12 protein-coding genes are annotated in these 18238 nt (G+C 50.4%); 11 read left to right on the top strand and 1 reads right to left on the bottom strand.

Going from position 1 to position 18238, the window contains the following annotated elements:
- Nucleotides 1–81: 81 nt before the first annotated feature.
- Nucleotides 82–1362, bottom strand: coding sequence for a citrate synthase (locus G441_RS0103610; protein WP_026375088.1), 1281 nt, complete (start codon nucleotides 1360–1362; stop codon nucleotides 82–84).
- Between the two features lie 469 nt (nucleotides 1363–1831).
- On the opposite strand from G441_RS0103610, the gene sdhC reads away from it, so the two are divergent.
- From sdhC to G441_RS0103555, 11 genes are all read left to right on the top strand, one after another.
- Nucleotides 1832–2206, top strand: a complete 375-nt coding sequence (gene sdhC, locus G441_RS0103605; protein WP_026375087.1) for a succinate dehydrogenase, cytochrome b556 subunit — start codon at nucleotides 1832–1834, stop codon at nucleotides 2204–2206.
- The gene (sdhD, locus tag G441_RS0103600; protein ID WP_026375086.1) at nucleotides 2200–2547 is read left to right on the top strand and encodes a succinate dehydrogenase, hydrophobic membrane anchor protein; all 348 of its coding nucleotides are present in this window, start codon (nucleotides 2200–2202) and stop codon (nucleotides 2545–2547) included. The genes sdhC and sdhD overlap by 7 nt, the downstream gene beginning before the upstream one ends.
- Complete coding sequence (gene sdhA, locus G441_RS0103595) at nucleotides 2548–4317, top strand: succinate dehydrogenase flavoprotein subunit (protein WP_026375085.1); 1770 nt, start codon at nucleotides 2548–2550, stop codon at nucleotides 4315–4317. It abuts the gene before it with no gap.
- 14 nt (nucleotides 4318–4331) lie between these two features.
- Nucleotides 4332–5042: a succinate dehydrogenase iron-sulfur subunit gene (locus G441_RS0103590; RefSeq protein WP_026375084.1), complete on the top strand. Its 711-nt coding sequence runs from the start codon at nucleotides 4332–4334 to the stop codon at nucleotides 5040–5042.
- 191 nt (nucleotides 5043–5233) lie between these two features.
- Complete coding sequence (locus tag G441_RS0103585) at nucleotides 5234–8056, top strand: 2-oxoglutarate dehydrogenase E1 component (protein ID WP_026375083.1); 2823 nt, start codon at nucleotides 5234–5236, stop codon at nucleotides 8054–8056.
- Nucleotides 8057–8065: 9 nt separating this feature from the next.
- Nucleotides 8066–9580, top strand: a complete 1515-nt coding sequence (odhB, locus tag G441_RS0103580) for a 2-oxoglutarate dehydrogenase complex dihydrolipoyllysine-residue succinyltransferase (protein ID WP_026375082.1) — start codon at nucleotides 8066–8068, stop codon at nucleotides 9578–9580.
- 153 nt (nucleotides 9581–9733) lie between these two features.
- On the top strand, nucleotides 9734–10900 hold the full coding sequence (gene sucC / locus G441_RS0103575; protein WP_026375081.1) for an ADP-forming succinate--CoA ligase subunit beta: 1167 nt from the start codon (nucleotides 9734–9736) through the stop codon (nucleotides 10898–10900).
- A complete protein-coding gene (gene sucD / locus G441_RS0103570) occupies nucleotides 10900–11772 on the top strand; it encodes a succinate--CoA ligase subunit alpha (RefSeq protein ID WP_026375080.1) in 873 nt (290 codons plus the stop codon). Before sucC ends, sucD begins: the two co-directional genes overlap by 1 nt.
- Nucleotides 11773–11919: 147 nt before the next feature.
- Nucleotides 11920–13308 carry an alpha-amylase family glycosyl hydrolase gene (locus tag G441_RS17810; protein ID WP_034474203.1) on the top strand — a complete coding sequence of 463 codons (1389 nt, stop codon included), beginning with the start codon at nucleotides 11920–11922 and terminating at the stop codon, nucleotides 13306–13308.
- A gap of 414 nt (nucleotides 13309–13722) precedes the next feature.
- Entirely contained in the window at nucleotides 13723–16545 is a 2823-nt protein-coding gene (locus tag G441_RS0103560; RefSeq protein ID WP_026375079.1) for a TonB-dependent receptor, read from the top strand.
- Between the two features lie 85 nt (nucleotides 16546–16630).
- Entirely contained in the window at nucleotides 16631–18127 is a 1497-nt protein-coding gene (locus G441_RS0103555) for a tryptophan halogenase family protein (RefSeq protein WP_026375078.1), read from the top strand.
- Nucleotides 18128–18238 lie beyond the last annotated feature (111 nt).

Raw genomic sequence — 18238 nt, 5'->3', positions numbered from 1 at the left:
CTGTGAAACGTAATTGTTGGCCGCTTAGATCAAAAAGCGCCGCGAAGAAGCGGCGCTTGGATATCGAACGTAAAAAGTCGATTATTTGTTGATAGGCTTGTATTCGCGCAGCGTTTCACCGGTGTAAAGCTGGCGAGGACGGCCGATTTTCTGGCCGGGCTGGCTGAGCATCTCGTGCCAGTGTGAAATCCAGCCAACGGTACGTGCCAACGCAAAGATACAGGTAAACATGTTAGTCGGAATACCAATAGCCTTAAGCACGATACCAGAGTAGAAGTCCACGTTAGGGAACAGCTTCTTCTCTTTGAAGTACGGGTCGCTCAACGCAATGCGCTCAAGCTCCATAGCCACGTCAAGCAATGGATCATCAAGATTGAGCTCCTGCAGAACCTCGTGACAGCTCTCACGCATTTGTGTGGCGCGTGGGTCGTAATTTTTATACACGCGGTGTCCAAAGCCCATCAGGCGGAATGGGTCGTTCTTATCTTTGGCGCGCTCGATAAACTCTGGGATGCGGTCGACAGTGCCGATCTCTTCTAGCATGTTTAGACAGGCTTCATTTGCGCCGCCGTGCGCAGGTCCCCAAAGTGATGCAACGCCAGCCGCAATACAGGCGTATGGATTGGCACCTGAAGAGCCTGCCAGACGAACCGTAGAGGTTGATGCATTTTGCTCATGGTCGGCGTGCAGAATAAAGATTCTGTCCATTGCACGTTCAACTGCCGGGCTGATGACATATTCTTCAGCAGGTACCGAGAACATCATGTTCAGGAAGTTTGCTGCGTAGCTTAAGTCGTTGCGCGGATAAACGAACGGCTGGCCAATGTTGTACTTGTAACACATCGCTACAAGAGTCGGCATTTTCGCAATCAGTCTGTGCGCGCTGCGAATGCGCTGCTCTGGATCAGAGATGTCCAGATCGCTGTGGTAGAAAGATGACATCGCACCAACGGTTCCGCACAGCATTGCCATTGGGTGAGCGTCGTTGCGGAAGCCATGGAAGAACATGTTGATTTGTTCGTGCACCATGGTGTGGCGTGTAATAGTGTGTTTAAACTCTTGATATTGCTCAGCTGTTGGCGCATCGCCGTGTAACAGCATATAACAGACTTCCAGATAGTCTGAATCACGAGCCAGGTCTTCAATTGAAAATCCGCGGTGTAACAAAACACCTTCATTGCCATCTATATATGTGATCGAAGACTCGCAAGAACCAGTTGCCATGAAACCAGGATCGAAAGTGAAGTAGCCGTTGGCGCCAAGTGAACGTACGTCGATGACGTCCTGGCCTGCTGTTCCCTTATAAATAGGAAGTTCAATTTCTTTATCGCCTGCTTTAAGGATGGCTTTCTGATCTGCCATAAGTTGCTCTCCTCGGAAGTGTTCTGCCTGTCTGCTCAATGCCAATTCAATACTTAATCTGTTCAAAAACGGATTAGCACTGATTCAGTGTAGCAGATCAGTTCGTGGGTTTTTCGTAGGAAAAAGTGGCGCTATTTGTACTGATAAAGTCCCATTAAGTCAATTTAAATGCATATTTGGCATATAAATATTCTGAATTGCTCATTTTTATAACAATATCTGTTTACAACTGGTACGACTAAGGTCTTATCAATCAACAAAAAATTGTAATTCCACCGATCGCTGGATATACTCACCGCTGTTGAATTGCAGTGGCTTAGCGACGCATTTTAATAACAGTTTATTCACAGTTTTTTAACAGATTCAGAGTGATCTTTTTCCGCTGAATAAACGAAACTATTTTGCAACCTAAACTAAGCAACTCGCAGTGATTAATGAATTCCCTACGGGTTACAACAGGCATGAGATTGTGAAAAAGCAAAGACCAGTAAATCTACAACTTAATACAATAAGCTTTCCACCTTCTGCTATTTCTTCCATCCTTCACCGTGTTACCGGCGTTGCCATGTTTTTTGCGCTTATCTTCGTGATTTGGGCTTGGGCAGTGTCAGTTTCATCTCCTCAAGGTTTTGCTGACGTTCAGCAACTGATGGGCGGTGTGATTGGAAAAGTAGTCGCAATAGGTACTGTATCAGCATTGACCTATCACGTGTTGGGCGGCATTCGCCACGGCATTATGGACATGGGGCACTGGGAAGAACTGGAATCAGGTAACCTGAGTGCACAAATCGTTATTGGATTATGGATCGTGCTGACCATCGCAATCGGAGTGGTATTATGGTAACCAATCAAGCAAGCATTAAACGCGACGGCGTTCAGGACTGGGTATCACTCAGAGCGACGGCCGTGATTATTGCGTTGTTTTCTTTTTATATGACGTGGTTTTTTATCTCCACACCTCAAATCACCTATGAAGTGTGGCGTGAGCTGTTTGCCGGCCTGGGTATGAAAGTGTTTACACTGGCGGCACTGATCTCCGTCATGCTGCACGTCCGTATCGGACTGTGGCAGGTGTTAACAGATTACGTTAAGCCAGCAGGACTTCGAGCTTCGCTGCAGTACGTATTGAATTTGATCGCATTCGCCTATGTGGCGGTCGGTCTCTTTGTTTTGTGGGGTGTATAAGTGGGTATAGCAGTTCATGAATTTGACGCGGTAGTGATCGGTGCCGGTGGCGCGGGCATGCGCGCGGCACTGCAGGTTTCACAATCAGGTAAATCCTGCGCGTTATTATCAAAAGTCTTTCCAACTCGTTCTCACACTGTGTCTGCACAGGGTGGTATCACCGTCGCGTTAGGCAACGCGCATGATGATAACTGGGAATGGCACATGTACGACACGGTCAAAGGTTCCGACTATATCGGTGACCAGGACGCTATCGAGTACATGTGTAAAACCGGGCCTGAAGCCATCATTGAAATGGAAAACATGGGCCTGCCATTCTCGCGTTTTGAGAATGGTAAGATTTATCAGCGCCCATTCGGCGGCCAGTCTAAGAACTTTGGCGGTGAGCAGGGTGCGCGTACCGCTGCTGCCGCAGACCGTACTGGCCATGCTTTGCTGCATTTGTTGTACCAGCAAAATGTTAAGAACAAGACCAAAGTATTCAGCGAATGGTACGCGTTAGATCTGGTTAAAAATCAGGACGGCGACGTGGTTGGCTGTACGGCCATTGATATTGAGACCGGCGAAGTCGTGTACTTCAAGTCAAAAGCCGTGGTGTTGGCGACCGGTGGTGCCGGACGCATTTATGCGTCAACCACTAACGCGCACATCAATACCGGTGACGGCGTCGGTATGGCACTGCGTGCTGGTGTTCCTGTTCAGGATATGGAGATGTGGCAGTTCCACCCCACGGGGATTGCCGGTGCTGGTACACTGGTGACCGAAGGCTGTCGGGGTGAGGGCGGATACCTGTTAAATAAGGACGGTGAACGCTTTATGGAGCGCTATGCACCCAACGCCAAAGACCTGGCTGGTCGTGACGTGGTTGCCCGTTCAATGATGACGGAAATCCGTGAAGGGCGAGGTTGTGAAGGCCCTTGGGGTACCCACATCAAACTTAAACTCGACCACCTGGGCAAAGAGGTACTGGAGTCTCGTCTGCCAGGTATTCTCGAATTATCACGTACCTTCGCGCACGTTGACCCTGTGAAAGAACCGATTCCGGTTATTCCTACCTGCCACTATATGATGGGCGGTATTCCCACCAACGTCGACGGTCAGTGTATTGGCGTTGACGACAACGGTAATGACTACCTGATTAACGGTCTGTTTGCCTGCGGTGAGATTGCCTGCGTATCGGTGCACGGTGCCAACCGTCTGGGCGGTAACTCGCTGCTTGACCTTGTCGTATTTGGTCGCGCGACTGGCCTGCACCTCGGTGATAAGCTGTCAGAAATTGATGCACGCGATGCGTCTGCGACTGACATCGAGGAAGCCTTGGTTAGATTTAATCGCTGGGAGAACTCAGAGAAAGGCAAAGGCGAAGATCCGGTGCAAATCAAAAAGGATTTGCAGGAATGTATGCAGCTTAATTTCTCTGTATTTAGAGAAGGTGAGGCAATGGCTGAGGGTCTTCAGCAGCTTAAAGAGATCCGCGAGCGTCTCAAGCATGCGCGCCTTGACGATAAGTCTAGTGACTTTAATACCCAGCGAATCGAGTGTCTGGAACTGGACAACCTGATGGAAACGGCGTTTTCCACGGCGGTAGCGGCGAACTATCGTACCGAGTCCCGTGGTGCACACAGCCGCTTCGATTATCCAGACCGTGACGATGAGAATTGGCTGTGCCACTCTATCTATCGTCCGCAAACAGAATCTATGACTCGTCGGGAAGTGAATATGCAGCCTAAGCTGCGTGAGGCGTTCCCGCCGAAAGCTAGAACTTATTAATAGGAGTAACGACGATGCAGTTATCAGTTTCAGTTTATCGTTACAACCCTGAGGTAGACGACGTTCCGCGAATGCAGGATTACACGCTCGACGTCGAGGAAGGTCAGGACATGATGGTGTTGGATGTGCTTATCGCACTAAAAGAAAAAGATCCAACACTGTCGTTCCGTCGCTCCTGCCGCGAAGGGGTGTGTGGCTCTGACGGAATGAACATGAATGGCAAAAACGGTCTGGCGTGTATCACACCGTTGTCTGCACTGGGCAAAGGTAAAATTACCATACGCCCTCTGCCTGGCCTGCCGGTAGTGCGTGACCTGGTGGTCGATATGACCCAGTTCTATACGCAGTACGAGAAGATCAAGCCATTCCTGATCAACGACAGCAAACAGCCGCCAGCTCGCGAGCACCTGCAGTCACCTGAAGACCGTGCCAAGCTCGACGGTCTTTACGAGTGTATTCTTTGTGCCTGCTGCTCAACCAGCTGTCCATCGTTCTGGTGGAACCCGGACAAGTTTATCGGTCCTGCAGGTTTGTTGCATGCCTACCGTTTCCTGGCTGACAGCCGCGATACGGCGACGGACGAAAGACTCAATGATTTGGATGACGCCTTTAGCGTATTCCGCTGTCACGGTATCATGAACTGTGTGAGCGTTTGTCCGAAAGGATTGAACCCGACTAAAGCCATCGGCCATATCAAGTCGATGCTGTTACAGCGGGCTGTTTAGTAAACCTGACACTGACTTTTTGTGAGTGACAGTGTGACGTCTGAATAGCCATCCTGCAGGATGGCTATTTTTTTACTAAAGTGTTCATGGGCGAGTCAGCTGTGCAACCAAGTTGTTGCACCAGGATGCTCGTAAAACGGCGTAACCCGATTACGCCACCAATAAGATCCATTACTTAACAAGGGACAACAATGCAAGATAGCGTGATGAAAGCATGGTGGGATTCATCCCACATGGCTGGTGGCAACGCTGCTTATGTTGAAGAAATTTACGAAGCCTATCTCGACGATCCGCAGAGTGTTTCTGAACAGTGGCGTAGTGTGTTTGATGGCCTGCCAAAAGTCGACGGCGTCTCGTTAGAGACTAACCATTCCCAGATACGCGAACAATTCAGAGCCCTCGCCGCAATGGGCCCGATGGCCAGAGCGGGTAAAGCGTCTGGTGGTCAGGAGTCACCCACCGATGACCGCCAGGTAAAAGTACTACAGCTAATAAATGCTTACCGTTTTCGTGGTCACCAGCATGCCAACCTTGACCCTTTGGGTTTATGGAAGCAGGAGCGTGTACGCGATCTCGAGCTTTCTCATCACTCACTGTCTGAAAACGATTTTGATACGGTGTTTAATGTGGGCTCCTACGCCATTGGTAAGGAGTCGATGTCCCTTGGTGAGCTGTTCAAATCACTGAATCGCACCTACTGCGAGTCAATTGGTGCAGAGTACATGCACATCACTGACACCGAGCAGAAACGTTGGTTGCAGCAGCGTCTGGAATCGGTGCAGGCCTCACCGGAAATTAGTCGCGACGAAAAAGTCTCGATTCTGAAAGGTCTGATTGCCGCCGATGGAATGGAGAAGTATCTCGGTTCAAAATTCCCGGGTGCGAAGCGTTTCTCTTTGGAAGGTGGCGACAGCCTCATTCCCATGCTTAAGAGTCTGATTACCGAAGCGGGTACGAAAGGCGCCAAAGAAGTGGTTATCGGTATGGCGCACCGTGGGCGTCTTAACGTGCTGGTTAATGTGCTGGGTAAAAACCCGTCCGTGCTGTTTGATGAGTTTTCTGGCAAACACGACGAAAGCCTTGGCGCCGGTGACGTAAAATACCACGCCGGGTATTCATCTGATTTTGCTACCCCGGGTGGTAATGTTCACCTGGCACTGGCGTTTAACCCTTCGCATCTTGAGATCGTTAATCCAGTAGTCATGGGTTCGGTGCGGGCACGCCTGGACAGAAGAAATTGTGAGGATGGTTCACTGGTATTGCCTATCACCATACACGGCGACTCTGCTATCGCTGGTCAGGGTGTGGTGCAGGAAACCTTCAATATGTCCCAGACACGTGGTTTCCAGGTGGGCGGAACGGTTCGCATCGTGGTCAACAATCAGGTTGGTTTTACCACCTCCAAGACTGAGGACACCCGCTCAACACAATATTGTACTGACATTGCAAAAATGGTGCAGGCGCCTATCTTCCACGTCAACGCTGACGACCCGGAAGCCGTGGTTTTCGTGACCAAACTGGCGCTGGATTATCGTAATAAATTTAAGCGTGACGTGGTGATTGACCTGGTGTGCTATCGCCGCCATGGTCACAACGAAGCGGATGAGCCAAACGCGACGCAGCCGTTGATGTACCAAAAAATTAAAAAGCATCCGGTACCTCGTGCGATCTATGCCGACCAGCTGATGGCTGAAGGTGTGATTAGCGAGCATGAAATAGACAAACTGGTCAATGACTACCGGGCGGCGTTGGATCATGGCGCTTGCGTCGTTGAAGAATGGCGACCGATGACCGAACACTCGGTTGACTGGACGCCTTATCTGGGCCACGAGTGGACGGTTCCTTATGATGGTGCCATCAGCGTTGATGAGCTCAAACGACTTGGTGAAGCCATCACTACCGTGCCTGAAGAGCATAAGCTGCAGAGCCGCGTGAATAAGCTTTATCAGGACCGTAAAGCCATGGTCGCAGGCGAAAAGCTGTTGGATTGGGGCATGGCAGAAAACCTCGCCTACGCCACCCTTGTTGACGCAGGTAATAACATCCGTATTACCGGCCAGGATTCAGGCCGCGGCACCTTCTTCCATCGTCACGCAGTGTTACACAACCAAAAAGATGCGTCTGTCTACATGCCATTGCAAAACATTCGCAAAGGCCAGGGACACATTGAAATTTATGACTCCGTGCTGTCCGAAGAGGCAGTCATGGCGTTTGAATATGGTTATGCAACCGCTGAACCAGGCTGCCTGACAATCTGGGAAGCCCAGTTTGGTGATTTTGCTAACGGTGCACAGGTTGTATTTGACCAATTCCTGAGTTCTGGTGAGGCGAAATGGGGACGTTTGTGTGGCCTGACGGTATTGCTACCACACGGATACGAAGGGCAGGGTCCAGAGCACAGCTCTGCACGACTGGAGCGTTTCCTGCAGCTTTGCGCTGACCACAACTGGCAGGTATGTGTGCCATCGACACCGGCGCAGGTATTTAATATGATCCGCCGTCAACAGGTGAGACCGATGCGTAAACCGCTTATCGTGATGTCTCCCAAGTCGTTGTTACGTCACCCGCTTGCGACATCAACCTGGGAGGAGCTGGCCGAAGGCGTATTCCATAACGTCATTGGTGAGGTCGATGAGCTTGATCCTAAACAGGTTAAACGGGTGGTGATGTGCTCAGGTAAGGTTTATTACGACCTGCTTGAACAGCGCCGTAAAAACGAACAGACCGATGTGGCGATCATCCGTATAGAGCAGTTGTATCCGTTCCCTCAGGAGGAATGTGCTGCGATAGTTGAACAATACAAGCATGTTAAAGATTGGGTTTGGTGTCAGGAAGAGCCGCAGAATCAGGGCGCATGGTATTCCAGCCAGCACCACTTCTGGGCATCGATACCCGACGGCGCAAAATTGACTTATGCTGGCCGAGCAGCTTCAGCTTCACCGGCCGTAGGCTATGTTTCAGTCCACAACCAGCAACAAAAAGCACTGGTTGACGACGCACTTACGATTAAATAAGGGACCAAGATGACAATAGAAATAAAAGTTCCGGTTTTACCAGAATCCGTTGCCGATGCGACCATTGCCACTTGGCATGTAAAAGCTGGTGACACAGTAAAACGCGATCAAAACCTGGTTGATATCGAAACTGACAAGGTTGTGCTTGAAGTGGTGGCACCTGCCGATGGCGTGCTGGGTGAGATACTGGATGACGAAGGCGCTACGGTGCTGGGTGAACAGGTCATCGCAAAACTCGAAGAAGGTGCGTCAGCCGGATCAGAAAGCAAATCTACAACAGCTGCACAGAAAAATGATAGCGGCAGCGCACCGAGCGCTGGGGTGTCAGTTGATATCAAGGTTCCCGTGCTGCCTGAGTCAGTTGCCGATGCGACGATTGCCACCTGGCACGTACAGGTTGGCGAGTCAGTGAGCCGTGACCAGAATCTGGTAGATATCGAAACTGACAAAGTCGTGCTCGAGGTGGTTGCGCCAGGTGACGGTGTCTTGTCTGAAATTATTGCTGAGGAAGGCGCCACTGTAGGTGCTGAAGAAGTGATTGCTAAATTCTCGCAGGGTGCATCAGGCAGTGCGTCAGTTGCAGCATCTGATGATAGTGCAGCAGCCGATGATGATGACGGCGATGACAACGACGCGCTAAGTCCTTCAGTACGCCGCCTGTTGGCAGAAAAAGGCGTGGATGCGTCTAAAGTCAAAGGCACAGGCAAAGGCGGCCGTATTACCAAAGCCGATGTTGAGCAATATCTGAAGAGTGGTGATAGCACGCCTTCAGCTGCACCCGCTGCGGCCGCATCTGCACCTGCGCCAGCCGCGCCGGTTGGCGAGCGCACCGAAAAACGTGTGCCGATGACGCGCCTGCGTAAAACCATCGCCAATCGTCTGCTGGAAGCGAAAAATTCTACTGCGATGCTGACCACGTTTAACGAGGTCAACATGAAGCCAATCATGGACTTGCGTAAGCAGTACCAGGACAGCTTTGAGAAGCGTCACGGTATTCGTTTGGGCTTTATGTCGTTCTATGTTAAAGCGGTAGTTGAAGCGCTTAAGCGTTATCCTGAAGTGAATGCGTCGATTGACGGTGACGATATCTGTTACCACAATTATTTTGACGTATCGATCGCCGTATCTACCCCGCGTGGACTGGTTACACCGGTACTCAGAGACTGCGATACGCTGGGTATGGCTGGCGTAGAAAAAGGCATTAAAGATTTGGCCATCAAAGGCCGTGACGGCAAGTTGTCGATGGACGAATTGCAGGGCGGTAATTTTACCATCACCAACGGTGGTGTATTTGGCTCGCTGATGTCAACGCCAATCATCAACCCGCCACAGAGCGCTATTCTGGGTATGCATAAGATCCAAGACCGTCCGATGGCCGTCGATGGTAAGGTAGAAATCCTGCCAATGATGTATCTGGCATTGTCATATGATCACCGCATCATTGACGGTAAGGAGTCGGTAGGCTTCCTGGTCACCGTCAAGGAAATGCTGGAAGATCCAACGCGTCTGTTACTGGATGTATAAAACATTTTTCATAGACAGTAGCGTAAAAGTACAAAGATAACAGAAAAGCCCTGTTATCCTTTGCGAGGGGGCCGACGATTGCTCTATAATGTCGGCCTTTTTCACAAGTCGCGTAAGCGACTTTTGTTCTAATAACGAGTGGATAGAAACACCATGAATTTGCATGAATATCAAGGCAAACAGCTTTTCAGAGAGTATGGTTTGCCGGTATCTGAAGGGTATGCTGCTGATACTCCCCAGGGTGCCGTTGAGGCGGCTGATCGCATCGGCGGATCAGAGTGGGTGGTTAAGTGTCAGGTGCATGCCGGAGGTCGCGGTAAGGCTGGCGGTGTAAAGCTGGTAAAAGCCAAAGACGAGATCAAGCAGTTTGCGCAAAACTGGTTAGGCAAAAATCTGGTGACCTTCCAAACGGATGAAAAAGGTCAGCCGGTCAGCAAAATTCTGGTTGAATCCTGCACTGATATCGCCAACGAATTATACCTCGGTGCTGTGGTAGACCGCACCAGCCGTCGCGTTGTGTTTATGGCGTCGACAGAGGGTGGCGTAGAGATTGAAACCGTAGCTGAAGAGACGCCAGAAAAGATTCTGAAAGCGGAAATCGACCCTATCGTTGGCCCTCAGCCTTACCAAGCGCGCGAAATGGCGTTCAAGCTTGGCCTTGAAGGTGTGCAAATAAAGCAGTTCGTTCAGATCTTCCTGGGTCTGGCGAAAATGTTCGAAGAACTGGACGTGGCGCTGATTGAAATCAATCCGCTGGTCATCAAGACCGACGGTAATCTGCACTGTCTGGATGCCAAAGTCGGTATCGACAGCAACGCGCTTTATCGTCAGCCTAAAGTCAAAGATATGCACGATCCTTCACAGGAAGATCCGCGCGAAGCACACGCTGCGCAGTGGGAGCTTAACTATGTTGCGCTGGACGGTAACGTTGGCTGCATGGTGAACGGTGCTGGTCTGGCTATGGGTACCATGGACATCGTTAATTTGCACGGTGGTAAGCCTGCCAACTTCCTTGATGTGGGCGGCGGTGCAACTAAAGAACGTGTAGCAGAAGCATTCAAAATTATACTGTCTGATGACAACGTAAAAGCCGTACTGGTTAACATTTTCGGCGGTATCGTACGTTGTGACATGATTGCTGAAGGTATTATCGGTGCAGTGAAAGAAGTCGGTGTTAACGTGCCTGTGGTTGTGCGCCTGGAAGGGACTAACGCAGAGCTCGGACGTGAGGTACTGGCGAATTCAGGTCTTGATATCATTGCCGCTGAGTCGCTGACTGATGCAGCGCAGAAAGTGGTTGCAGCAGCGGAGGGCAAATAATGTCAGTATTAATCAATAAAGATACCAAGGTTATCTGTCAGGGCTTTACCGGCGGTCAGGGCACATTCCACTCTGAGCAGGCAATCGCCTACGGTACACAAATGGTCGGCGGTGTGACGCCGGGCAAAGGTGGCACTGAACACTTAGGCTTGCCGGTATTTAATACCGTGCGCGAAGCTGTTGAAGCGACAGGCGCAACCGCGTCAGTGATTTATGTACCAGCCCCATTCTGTAAAGACTCTATCGTTGAAGCGGTAGATGCGGGCATCGAACTGGTTGTGTGTATCACTGAAGGTATTCCTACGCTGGATATGCTGTATGTGAAAGAGTATGTGGATGCCAAAGGCGCACGCATGATCGGACCTAACTGCCCAGGCGTTATCACTCCGGGTGAGTGTAAGATCGGTATCATGCCTGGTCACATTCATAAGCCGGGTAAAGTCGGTATTGTGTCTCGTTCTGGTACGCTGACTTATGAAGCGGTCAAGCAAACTACTGACGAAGGCTTTGGTCAGTCTACTTGCGTCGGTATTGGTGGCGACCCCATTCCTGGTTCAAACTTCATCGATATCCTGAAGTTATTCCAGGACGATCCGCAAACTGAAGCGATCGTCATGATCGGCGAAATCGGTGGTACTGCAGAAGAAGAAGCGGCAGCGTTCATTAAAGAAAACGTGACCAAGCCGGTTGTATCTTACATTGCAGGTGTGACGGCGCCTCCTGGTAAGCGTATGGGCCACGCTGGTGCCATCATCGCAGGCGGAAAAGGCACGGCGGATGAAAAGTTCGCTGCGCTGGAAGCTGCTGGTGTGAAGACTGTTCGTTCATTGGCAGACATTGGCAAAGCACTGCGCGACGCCACTGGTTGGTAATACCTGATTACTCTAATTGATAAAGCCCGCTGCATGCGGGCTTTTTACTTTCAAAAGCCCATGAATAATCAGTACATACGTATTCAGCTTACGTTTTAGTGACTATCCTATTAATGTGACGGAAATGTTAACTAAACGGATATTCTCATGTCTTGTCGCATTCTATCTGCACTTGCAACGCTTGTTTTGCTTGCTGGCTGTGCTGGCACCGCTAATCAGGTTGCTGATAACTCGCCTTATCAACCTGAACCCTATGTAAAACTCACGACGCCAGAGTGGGCAAAAAGCGCAGCGATTTATCAGCTAAACACCCGACAATTTACCGAGCAGGGAACCTTCAATGCGGCTCGCGAGGAGCTGCCGCGCCTACAGGCGATGGGGGTGGATATTGTCTGGCTGATGCCAATTCACCCGATAGGTGAAGAAAACCGTAAAGGGTCGCTTGGCAGTCCCTATTCTGTGAAAGACTACTATGGCGTTAATCCGGAGTTTGGCACCCTCGAAGACTTGAAAGCTTTCGTTGATAAAGCCCATTCCCTTGGCATGTACGTCATTCTTGATTGGGTAGCCAACCATACGGCGTGGGACAATGCACTGCGCTTCGAGCATCCGGACTGGTATGAAAAAGATCATGACGGTAATTTCCGACCGACTCCTTGGTGGGATTGGTCTGACATCATCGATCTGGATTATTCACACCCTGAGCTACGGGAATACATGACTGACGCTCTGGCATACTGGGTGAGGGAAGTGGGCATTGATGGTTATCGCTGTGATGTGGCTGGGTTTGTACCTGTCGATTTTTGGGATCAGGTCAGAACCGAGCTGGATGCAATTAAACCGGTATTTATGCTGGCCGAATGGGAGATGCGCGATCTGCATGCGAATGCCTTTGATATGACCTACGCCTGGAGCTGGCAGGAGGCCATGCACGATGTGGTTGAGCACGAAGGCGGGATGGACAAGCTGTTTGTTTACTACTCGTGGAATGAAAGTGCTTATCCCAAGCAAGCCTATCGCATGACCTACATTGATAACCATGACGCCAATGCCTGGGAAGGCGGTATGGTTGAGCGTTATGGTGACGGCGCTGAAGCGGCTATGGTATTGGCGATTGTAGGCGAGGGCATGCCACTGGTATACAACGGCCAGGAAGCCGGAAACGATAAGCGCCTGGCGTTCTTTGAAAAAGATCCTATTCAATGGACACCTCACAAAAACGAGGCGTTATATACCAAATTATTTACACTGCTCGAGGAAAACAGTGCGTTGTGGCACGGTGAACACGGTGCAACCATGAAACGGGTGTATAACTCCAACCCAGACAAGATTTTCAGTTTTGTCAGGCAGAATGACAAAGACAAAGTGCTCGCGATGTTTAACTTTACCTCCCAACCGCAACAGGCGAAGTTTACCGGCACTTTGCATCCCGGCAAATACACGGACTATCTGACCGGTGAGTCTGTCGATGTTGGTCCTGACTATGATACGTCGTTACCGGCCTGGTCCTATCGCATTCTGGTTCGCCGTCCGTAAGGACGGCAAACCGTTATTTATTTACAAAAACGGACTAAAAAACACACATATTTGACATTTACTGCTCATTTACATGTTTCTTTGGAAAGAAAATTACATGTAAATGAGTTTACCTTCTAAAATACAAAACCTCCCTCTCTTTGTATAAAAAAGCTAATAAATACATAAGGATAGCGTTTTTATATATTTTTTGATGCTGATCATTATCTGACCTTGACTGTTAACGAAATGTTGCCCATTTTTGCTGAATACGTATGCAAGGCATTGAGCAATTTAGCGGCAGCGCTGTACTATCCACTGCAACAAACAGCAGTGTCATCAAATTGCAATACTGACTGAAATAAAACCAATAAACGCAGTCATTCATCAATCAGATGCACTTACTCTCAACAATGCGGATCGGGACACGCACACATGAAACAATTCAAACATAATCTGATTAAAGCCGCGCTGATTTCCAGCGGCTTTGCGTTTGGTATGTCGCCAGCGCTGGCGCAGGAGGCCGATACAGAAGCTGAAGATAACGTTGAAGTTATTCAGGTCTCTGGTATTCGTGCCAGTCTGCAAAAATCACAAGCAATTAAAATGAGTGAAACCTCTATCGTAGAGGTGGTCACAGCAGAAGACATTGGCAAGCTGCCTGATTCCAGTATCGCTGAATCTATTGCGCGTCTACCGGGATTGGCAGCACAGCGCCTTGACGGCCGCGCCAGTTCAGTATCGATTCGTGGTCTGGGTGAGGACTTCAGCACCGCAACGTTTAACGGTCGTGAACAGGTTACCCTGGGTGACAACCGCGGCGTAGAGTTCGACGTGTATCCGTCTGAAATCATGAACGAAGTGGTGGTGTACAAGACGCCAGATGCCACCCTGATGACGCAGGGCATCGGCGGTACCATCGATATGCGTACGGTTAAACCGCTGGCATTTGGTGAGCAGAACATTTCATTTACGCTGCGTGGTGAGCGCAATGATATCGGCGCACTGAACCCGGATGGGGAAGATACCGGCTATCGTGGCAGCGTGTCTTATATTGATCAGTTTAATGATGACACAGTCGGCGTGGCGTTCGCATATGCACATATGAGCTCACCGGTAAACGAAGAGCGTTTCAATACCTGGGGCTGGCCCGATAATGACGGCGACGGCAATACCGAAATCGGTGGATTTAAGCCGTTTGTTCGCTCAGCCGAGCTCAAGCGTGACACCTTTATGGGTGTATTGGAGTTCGCCCCAAGCGACGACCTGAAAATTAACATCGACGCGCTGTACATTGATTTTGAAGACGTGCAGCAGCTGCGCGGTCCAGAAATCCCTGCCGCCTGGGGTGACGCTGGTATTACTGTCACAGGCAACCGTGATGGCCAGTCTTCTTCAGGCGTAATTGGCGGCCCTGGCAGCCCTGTTGGCGCTGTTATCCGTAACGACGTCACCATTCGTGCTGCGGATCTGACCGCCGTCGGTGCAAATCTGGAATATGCGCTGGATGACTACTGGACGCTGGAAGCTGACCTTGCTTACTCTAAAGTAGACCGTCAGACCTGGGCACTGGAAACTTACGCGGGCACAGGCCGAGGCTTTTCAGACCGTTTGCCAGAGCAGATTGGTTTTCAGTTTAATGATGATTTCACCGGTGTAACTTTCGATCCGACGATTGATTACAGTGACCCAAGCATTATTCAGCTGGGTAACCCACAATCCTGGGGGTGGGGTAACCTGCTTGACCCTGACAGCCAGGACGATCAGGACGGCTTTATTAACACGCCTGAAGTAGAAGACGAGCTGACCACATTGAAACTGGCGGCCTCGCGGGTATTGGATTCTGGTGTTGTGTCCAGCGTTGAATTCGGCGTGTACTACAGTGATCGTGAGAAGACTCGCGTAGATACGGGCTTGTTCCTGACGCTGCCTGGCACACTGGACGCTAACAGTAATGTCATCCCGGGTGCACAAACGCCGATTCCGGCTGAGTATATGCTGGATCCGGTAAACCTCGGCTTTATTGGCTTTGGCGACATGGTCGCGTTTGATTCATTCCGTTTCTGGCGCGATGGCAACTATCTGGAGTTTGATTCAGGCTTGACTGAGGGTGGTCGCTGGCAGAATAGCTGGACCGTGCGTGAAGAAGTCACCTTGGGCTTTGTTAAAGCCAATATCGAGACAGAGCTGGGCGATATGCCGCTGCGCGGTAACGTCGGTGTGCAAGTCGTGCGTACCGATCAAAGCTCAGATGGCTTTGCGCCAACACCGCTGGAAAACCAGTCCGATCCGAACAACCGTATTCTGAACCCGCTGCCAACCTCGGGTGGGGATGAGTACACAGAAGTACTGCCCAGTCTGAACCTGATTGCCGATGTGGCAGACGATCAGGTGGTGCGTATGGGGATTGCCCGCACCATGTCTCGTTCTAGAATGGATCGCATGAATGCCAGCTCAGGTGTACTTGGCTTTAACAACCAGGCTGGTGTGTGGAGCGGAAGCATTGCCAACCCTGGCCTGCGCCCGGTCATGTCCGACCAGATTGACCTGACATACGAAAACTACTTCCATGAAGAAGGCTATTTCGCCATAGCCCTGTTCTATAAAGACTTGAGCGACTGGCAGCTAAACCTGCCTAGCTTCGTGGATACGTCTGACCTGACGCCTCCAACCGGATTTAGTCCGGCACCACTTGGTGTGCTGTCATCCTGGCAAAATGTCGGTGATGGAAACGTGACAGGTGGTGAAATTAGTCTGTCATTGACCGGTGGTATGTTCTCTGAATCACTGGAAGGCTTTGGTGGTATCTTCTCCGCAACGTTCCTGGATAGTTCACTGGAGTTTGATGTTGAAGTACCGACGGATTTGCAGGGCGGCACGGAAGTACAGAGCTTCGAAATTACGGTTCCTGGCTTATCAGAAGAAGTATTTAATGCCACGGTCTATTACGAGCGTGAAGGCTTCGAAGCGCGTGTCAGCTGGCGCAAGCGTACCGACTTCCTGGGTGAAGTATCGGGTCTGAGTCTGACTCGTGTACCGGTTAACGTGCGCGGCAGTACGTTGATTGACGCGCAGATCAGTTATGACTTCAGCGATTCTGATATTGAGTCTTTGCAAGGTCTGACGGTTACGCTGCAGGGGCAGAACCTGACCGACGAGGAATTCATTACTGAGCATAGCGTATCTGACGTTCCGGATATCCGTGATACGCAGCGCTATGGCCGTAACTTCCTGTTTGGTATTAACTACCAGTTCTAAACCTAACGTGTGTGTGCACAAAGGTAGTGACAAGGCCACCTGTTAACGGTGGCCTTTTTCTATACAATCTATGCAACAACAATAAATGAATAAGCTTATGAAAGTAGTCATAGTAGGCGGCGGCTCTTCCGGTTGGATGGCGGCCAGCATGCTGGCTCGCCTGATGGGGCAGCAGCTCGATATTACCCTGATTGAATCGGATGACGTCGGTACCGTCGGCGTTGGCGAGGCCACCATTCCGCCCATCGCCTACTTCAATAAAGTGCTGGGCATCGATGAGAATGAGTTTCTGCGTGAAACTGGCGGTACCTTCAAACTCGGTATTGAGTTCGATGGCTGGCATACGCCCGGAAAGGCTTACATGCATGCGTTCGGGCGTATTGGTAAAGATATGGGCCTGGCTGGTTTCCATCATACCTGGTTGCGCGCGAAGGCTGCCGGTCATGTATCAGACTACTGGGATTATTCGCTCAATTATCAGGCTGCAAAAGCCAATAAATACCAACCCCTGGCGACCATTCCCAACACTAACCTGCAAGGTTTGGTGCATGCTTATCATTTTGATGCTGGCTTGTATGCCAGATACCTGCGCAAACTCAGTGAACTCTGGGGGGTAACGCGCCAGGAAGGCTTTATTGAGAAGGTTAACCTGAATCCGACATCAGGCTGTATTGACAGTGTGACGCTTAAATCCGGGCAGGCCATAGAGGGCGACTTTTTTATCGACTGCTCTGGCTTCAGAGCGCTGCTAATCGGTGATGCGCTGAAAACCGGCTATGAGGACTGGCGTCACTGGCTGCCATGCGACCGTGCGATGGCGGTGCCCTGTGAGCGAGTCGATCCCGTTATGCCCTATACCCGCTCAATGGCCCATGGCGCGGGATGGCAGTGGCGCATTCCGCTGCAGCACCGCACCGGCAATGGTTTGGTGTATTGCAGTGATTATTATACTGACGAGCAGGCCCGCGAGCTGTTATTGAGTAACCTGGACGCTTCGCCCACTGGCGACCCCCGGCCGATTAAATTTGTCACCGGTCGTCGTGAAAAGCAGTGGTATAAAAACTGTGTGGCCCTGGGGCTTGCAAGCGGCTTTCTGGAGCCGTTGGAATCAACCAGTCTGCATCTGGTGCAGTCGGGGATTGTACGACTCATGAAGCTGTTCCCCAGGCAGCAGATGAATCAGATTGATATCGACGAGTACAATCGTCAATCGCAAATAGAGTTTGAGCGTATTCGCGACTTTATCATTCTGCACTATGTATTAAACGACAGGCCGGAGCCGTTCTGGCAACGTTGTCGTGAGATGCCGATACCGGACACGCTGGCTCATAAAATAGAGCTGTTTGCACAAAGTGGTCGGGTATTCCGGGAACAGGACGAACTGTTTACTGATATTGCCTGGTATCAGGTAATGATGGGGCAGGGTGTCATGCCGAGAGCGTATCACAGCCTGGCTGACTCACTTTCAGAACAGCAGGTTGAAGAGTTACTTTCGAGCCTGTCGACGCTGGTCAATGGTACTGTCAGTCAGCTAAGCACCCACAATGACTACCTGAATCGGGCCTGTAAAGCTCACTTTTAAATATTTGTATAGACAGTGTTAAAAAGTTGATCTTGACCATCTCAGGGCAGTCTTTGTTCCTGAGGTGGTTAGCGTTATTCCTCATAAATTTTACCTAAGTATCTAAAAAAT

Source organism: Aestuariibacter salexigens DSM 15300, from assembly GCF_000429145.1.
Lineage (GTDB): Bacteria > Pseudomonadota > Gammaproteobacteria > Enterobacterales > Alteromonadaceae > Aestuariibacter > Aestuariibacter salexigens.
The sequence above is the reverse complement of the archived record's forward strand: the minus strand, read 5'-3'. Positions and strand labels throughout refer to the sequence as shown.

What these genes read in the sequence shown, in the direction of transcription:
- G441_RS0103610 (WP_026375088.1), bottom strand. Translation starts at nt 1,362, where the DNA reads ATGGCAGATCAGAAAGCCATCCTTAAAGCAGGCGATAAAGAAATTGAA.
- sdhD (WP_026375086.1), top strand. Translation starts at nt 2,200, where the DNA reads ATGGTAACCAATCAAGCAAGCATTAAACGCGACGGCGTTCAGGACTGG.
- G441_RS0103590 (WP_026375084.1), top strand. Translation starts at nt 4,332, where the DNA reads ATGCAGTTATCAGTTTCAGTTTATCGTTACAACCCTGAGGTAGACGAC.
- G441_RS0103585 (WP_026375083.1), top strand. Translation starts at nt 5,234, where the DNA reads ATGCAAGATAGCGTGATGAAAGCATGGTGGGATTCATCCCACATGGCT.
- odhB (WP_026375082.1), top strand. Translation starts at nt 8,066, where the DNA reads ATGACAATAGAAATAAAAGTTCCGGTTTTACCAGAATCCGTTGCCGAT.
- sucC (WP_026375081.1), top strand. Translation starts at nt 9,734, where the DNA reads ATGAATTTGCATGAATATCAAGGCAAACAGCTTTTCAGAGAGTATGGT.
- sucD (WP_026375080.1), top strand. Translation starts at nt 10,900, where the DNA reads ATGTCAGTATTAATCAATAAAGATACCAAGGTTATCTGTCAGGGCTTT.
- G441_RS17810 (WP_034474203.1), top strand. Translation starts at nt 11,920, where the DNA reads ATGTCTTGTCGCATTCTATCTGCACTTGCAACGCTTGTTTTGCTTGCT.
- G441_RS0103560 (WP_026375079.1), top strand. Translation starts at nt 13,723, where the DNA reads ATGAAACAATTCAAACATAATCTGATTAAAGCCGCGCTGATTTCCAGC.
- G441_RS0103555 (WP_026375078.1), top strand. Translation starts at nt 16,631, where the DNA reads ATGAATAAGCTTATGAAAGTAGTCATAGTAGGCGGCGGCTCTTCCGGT.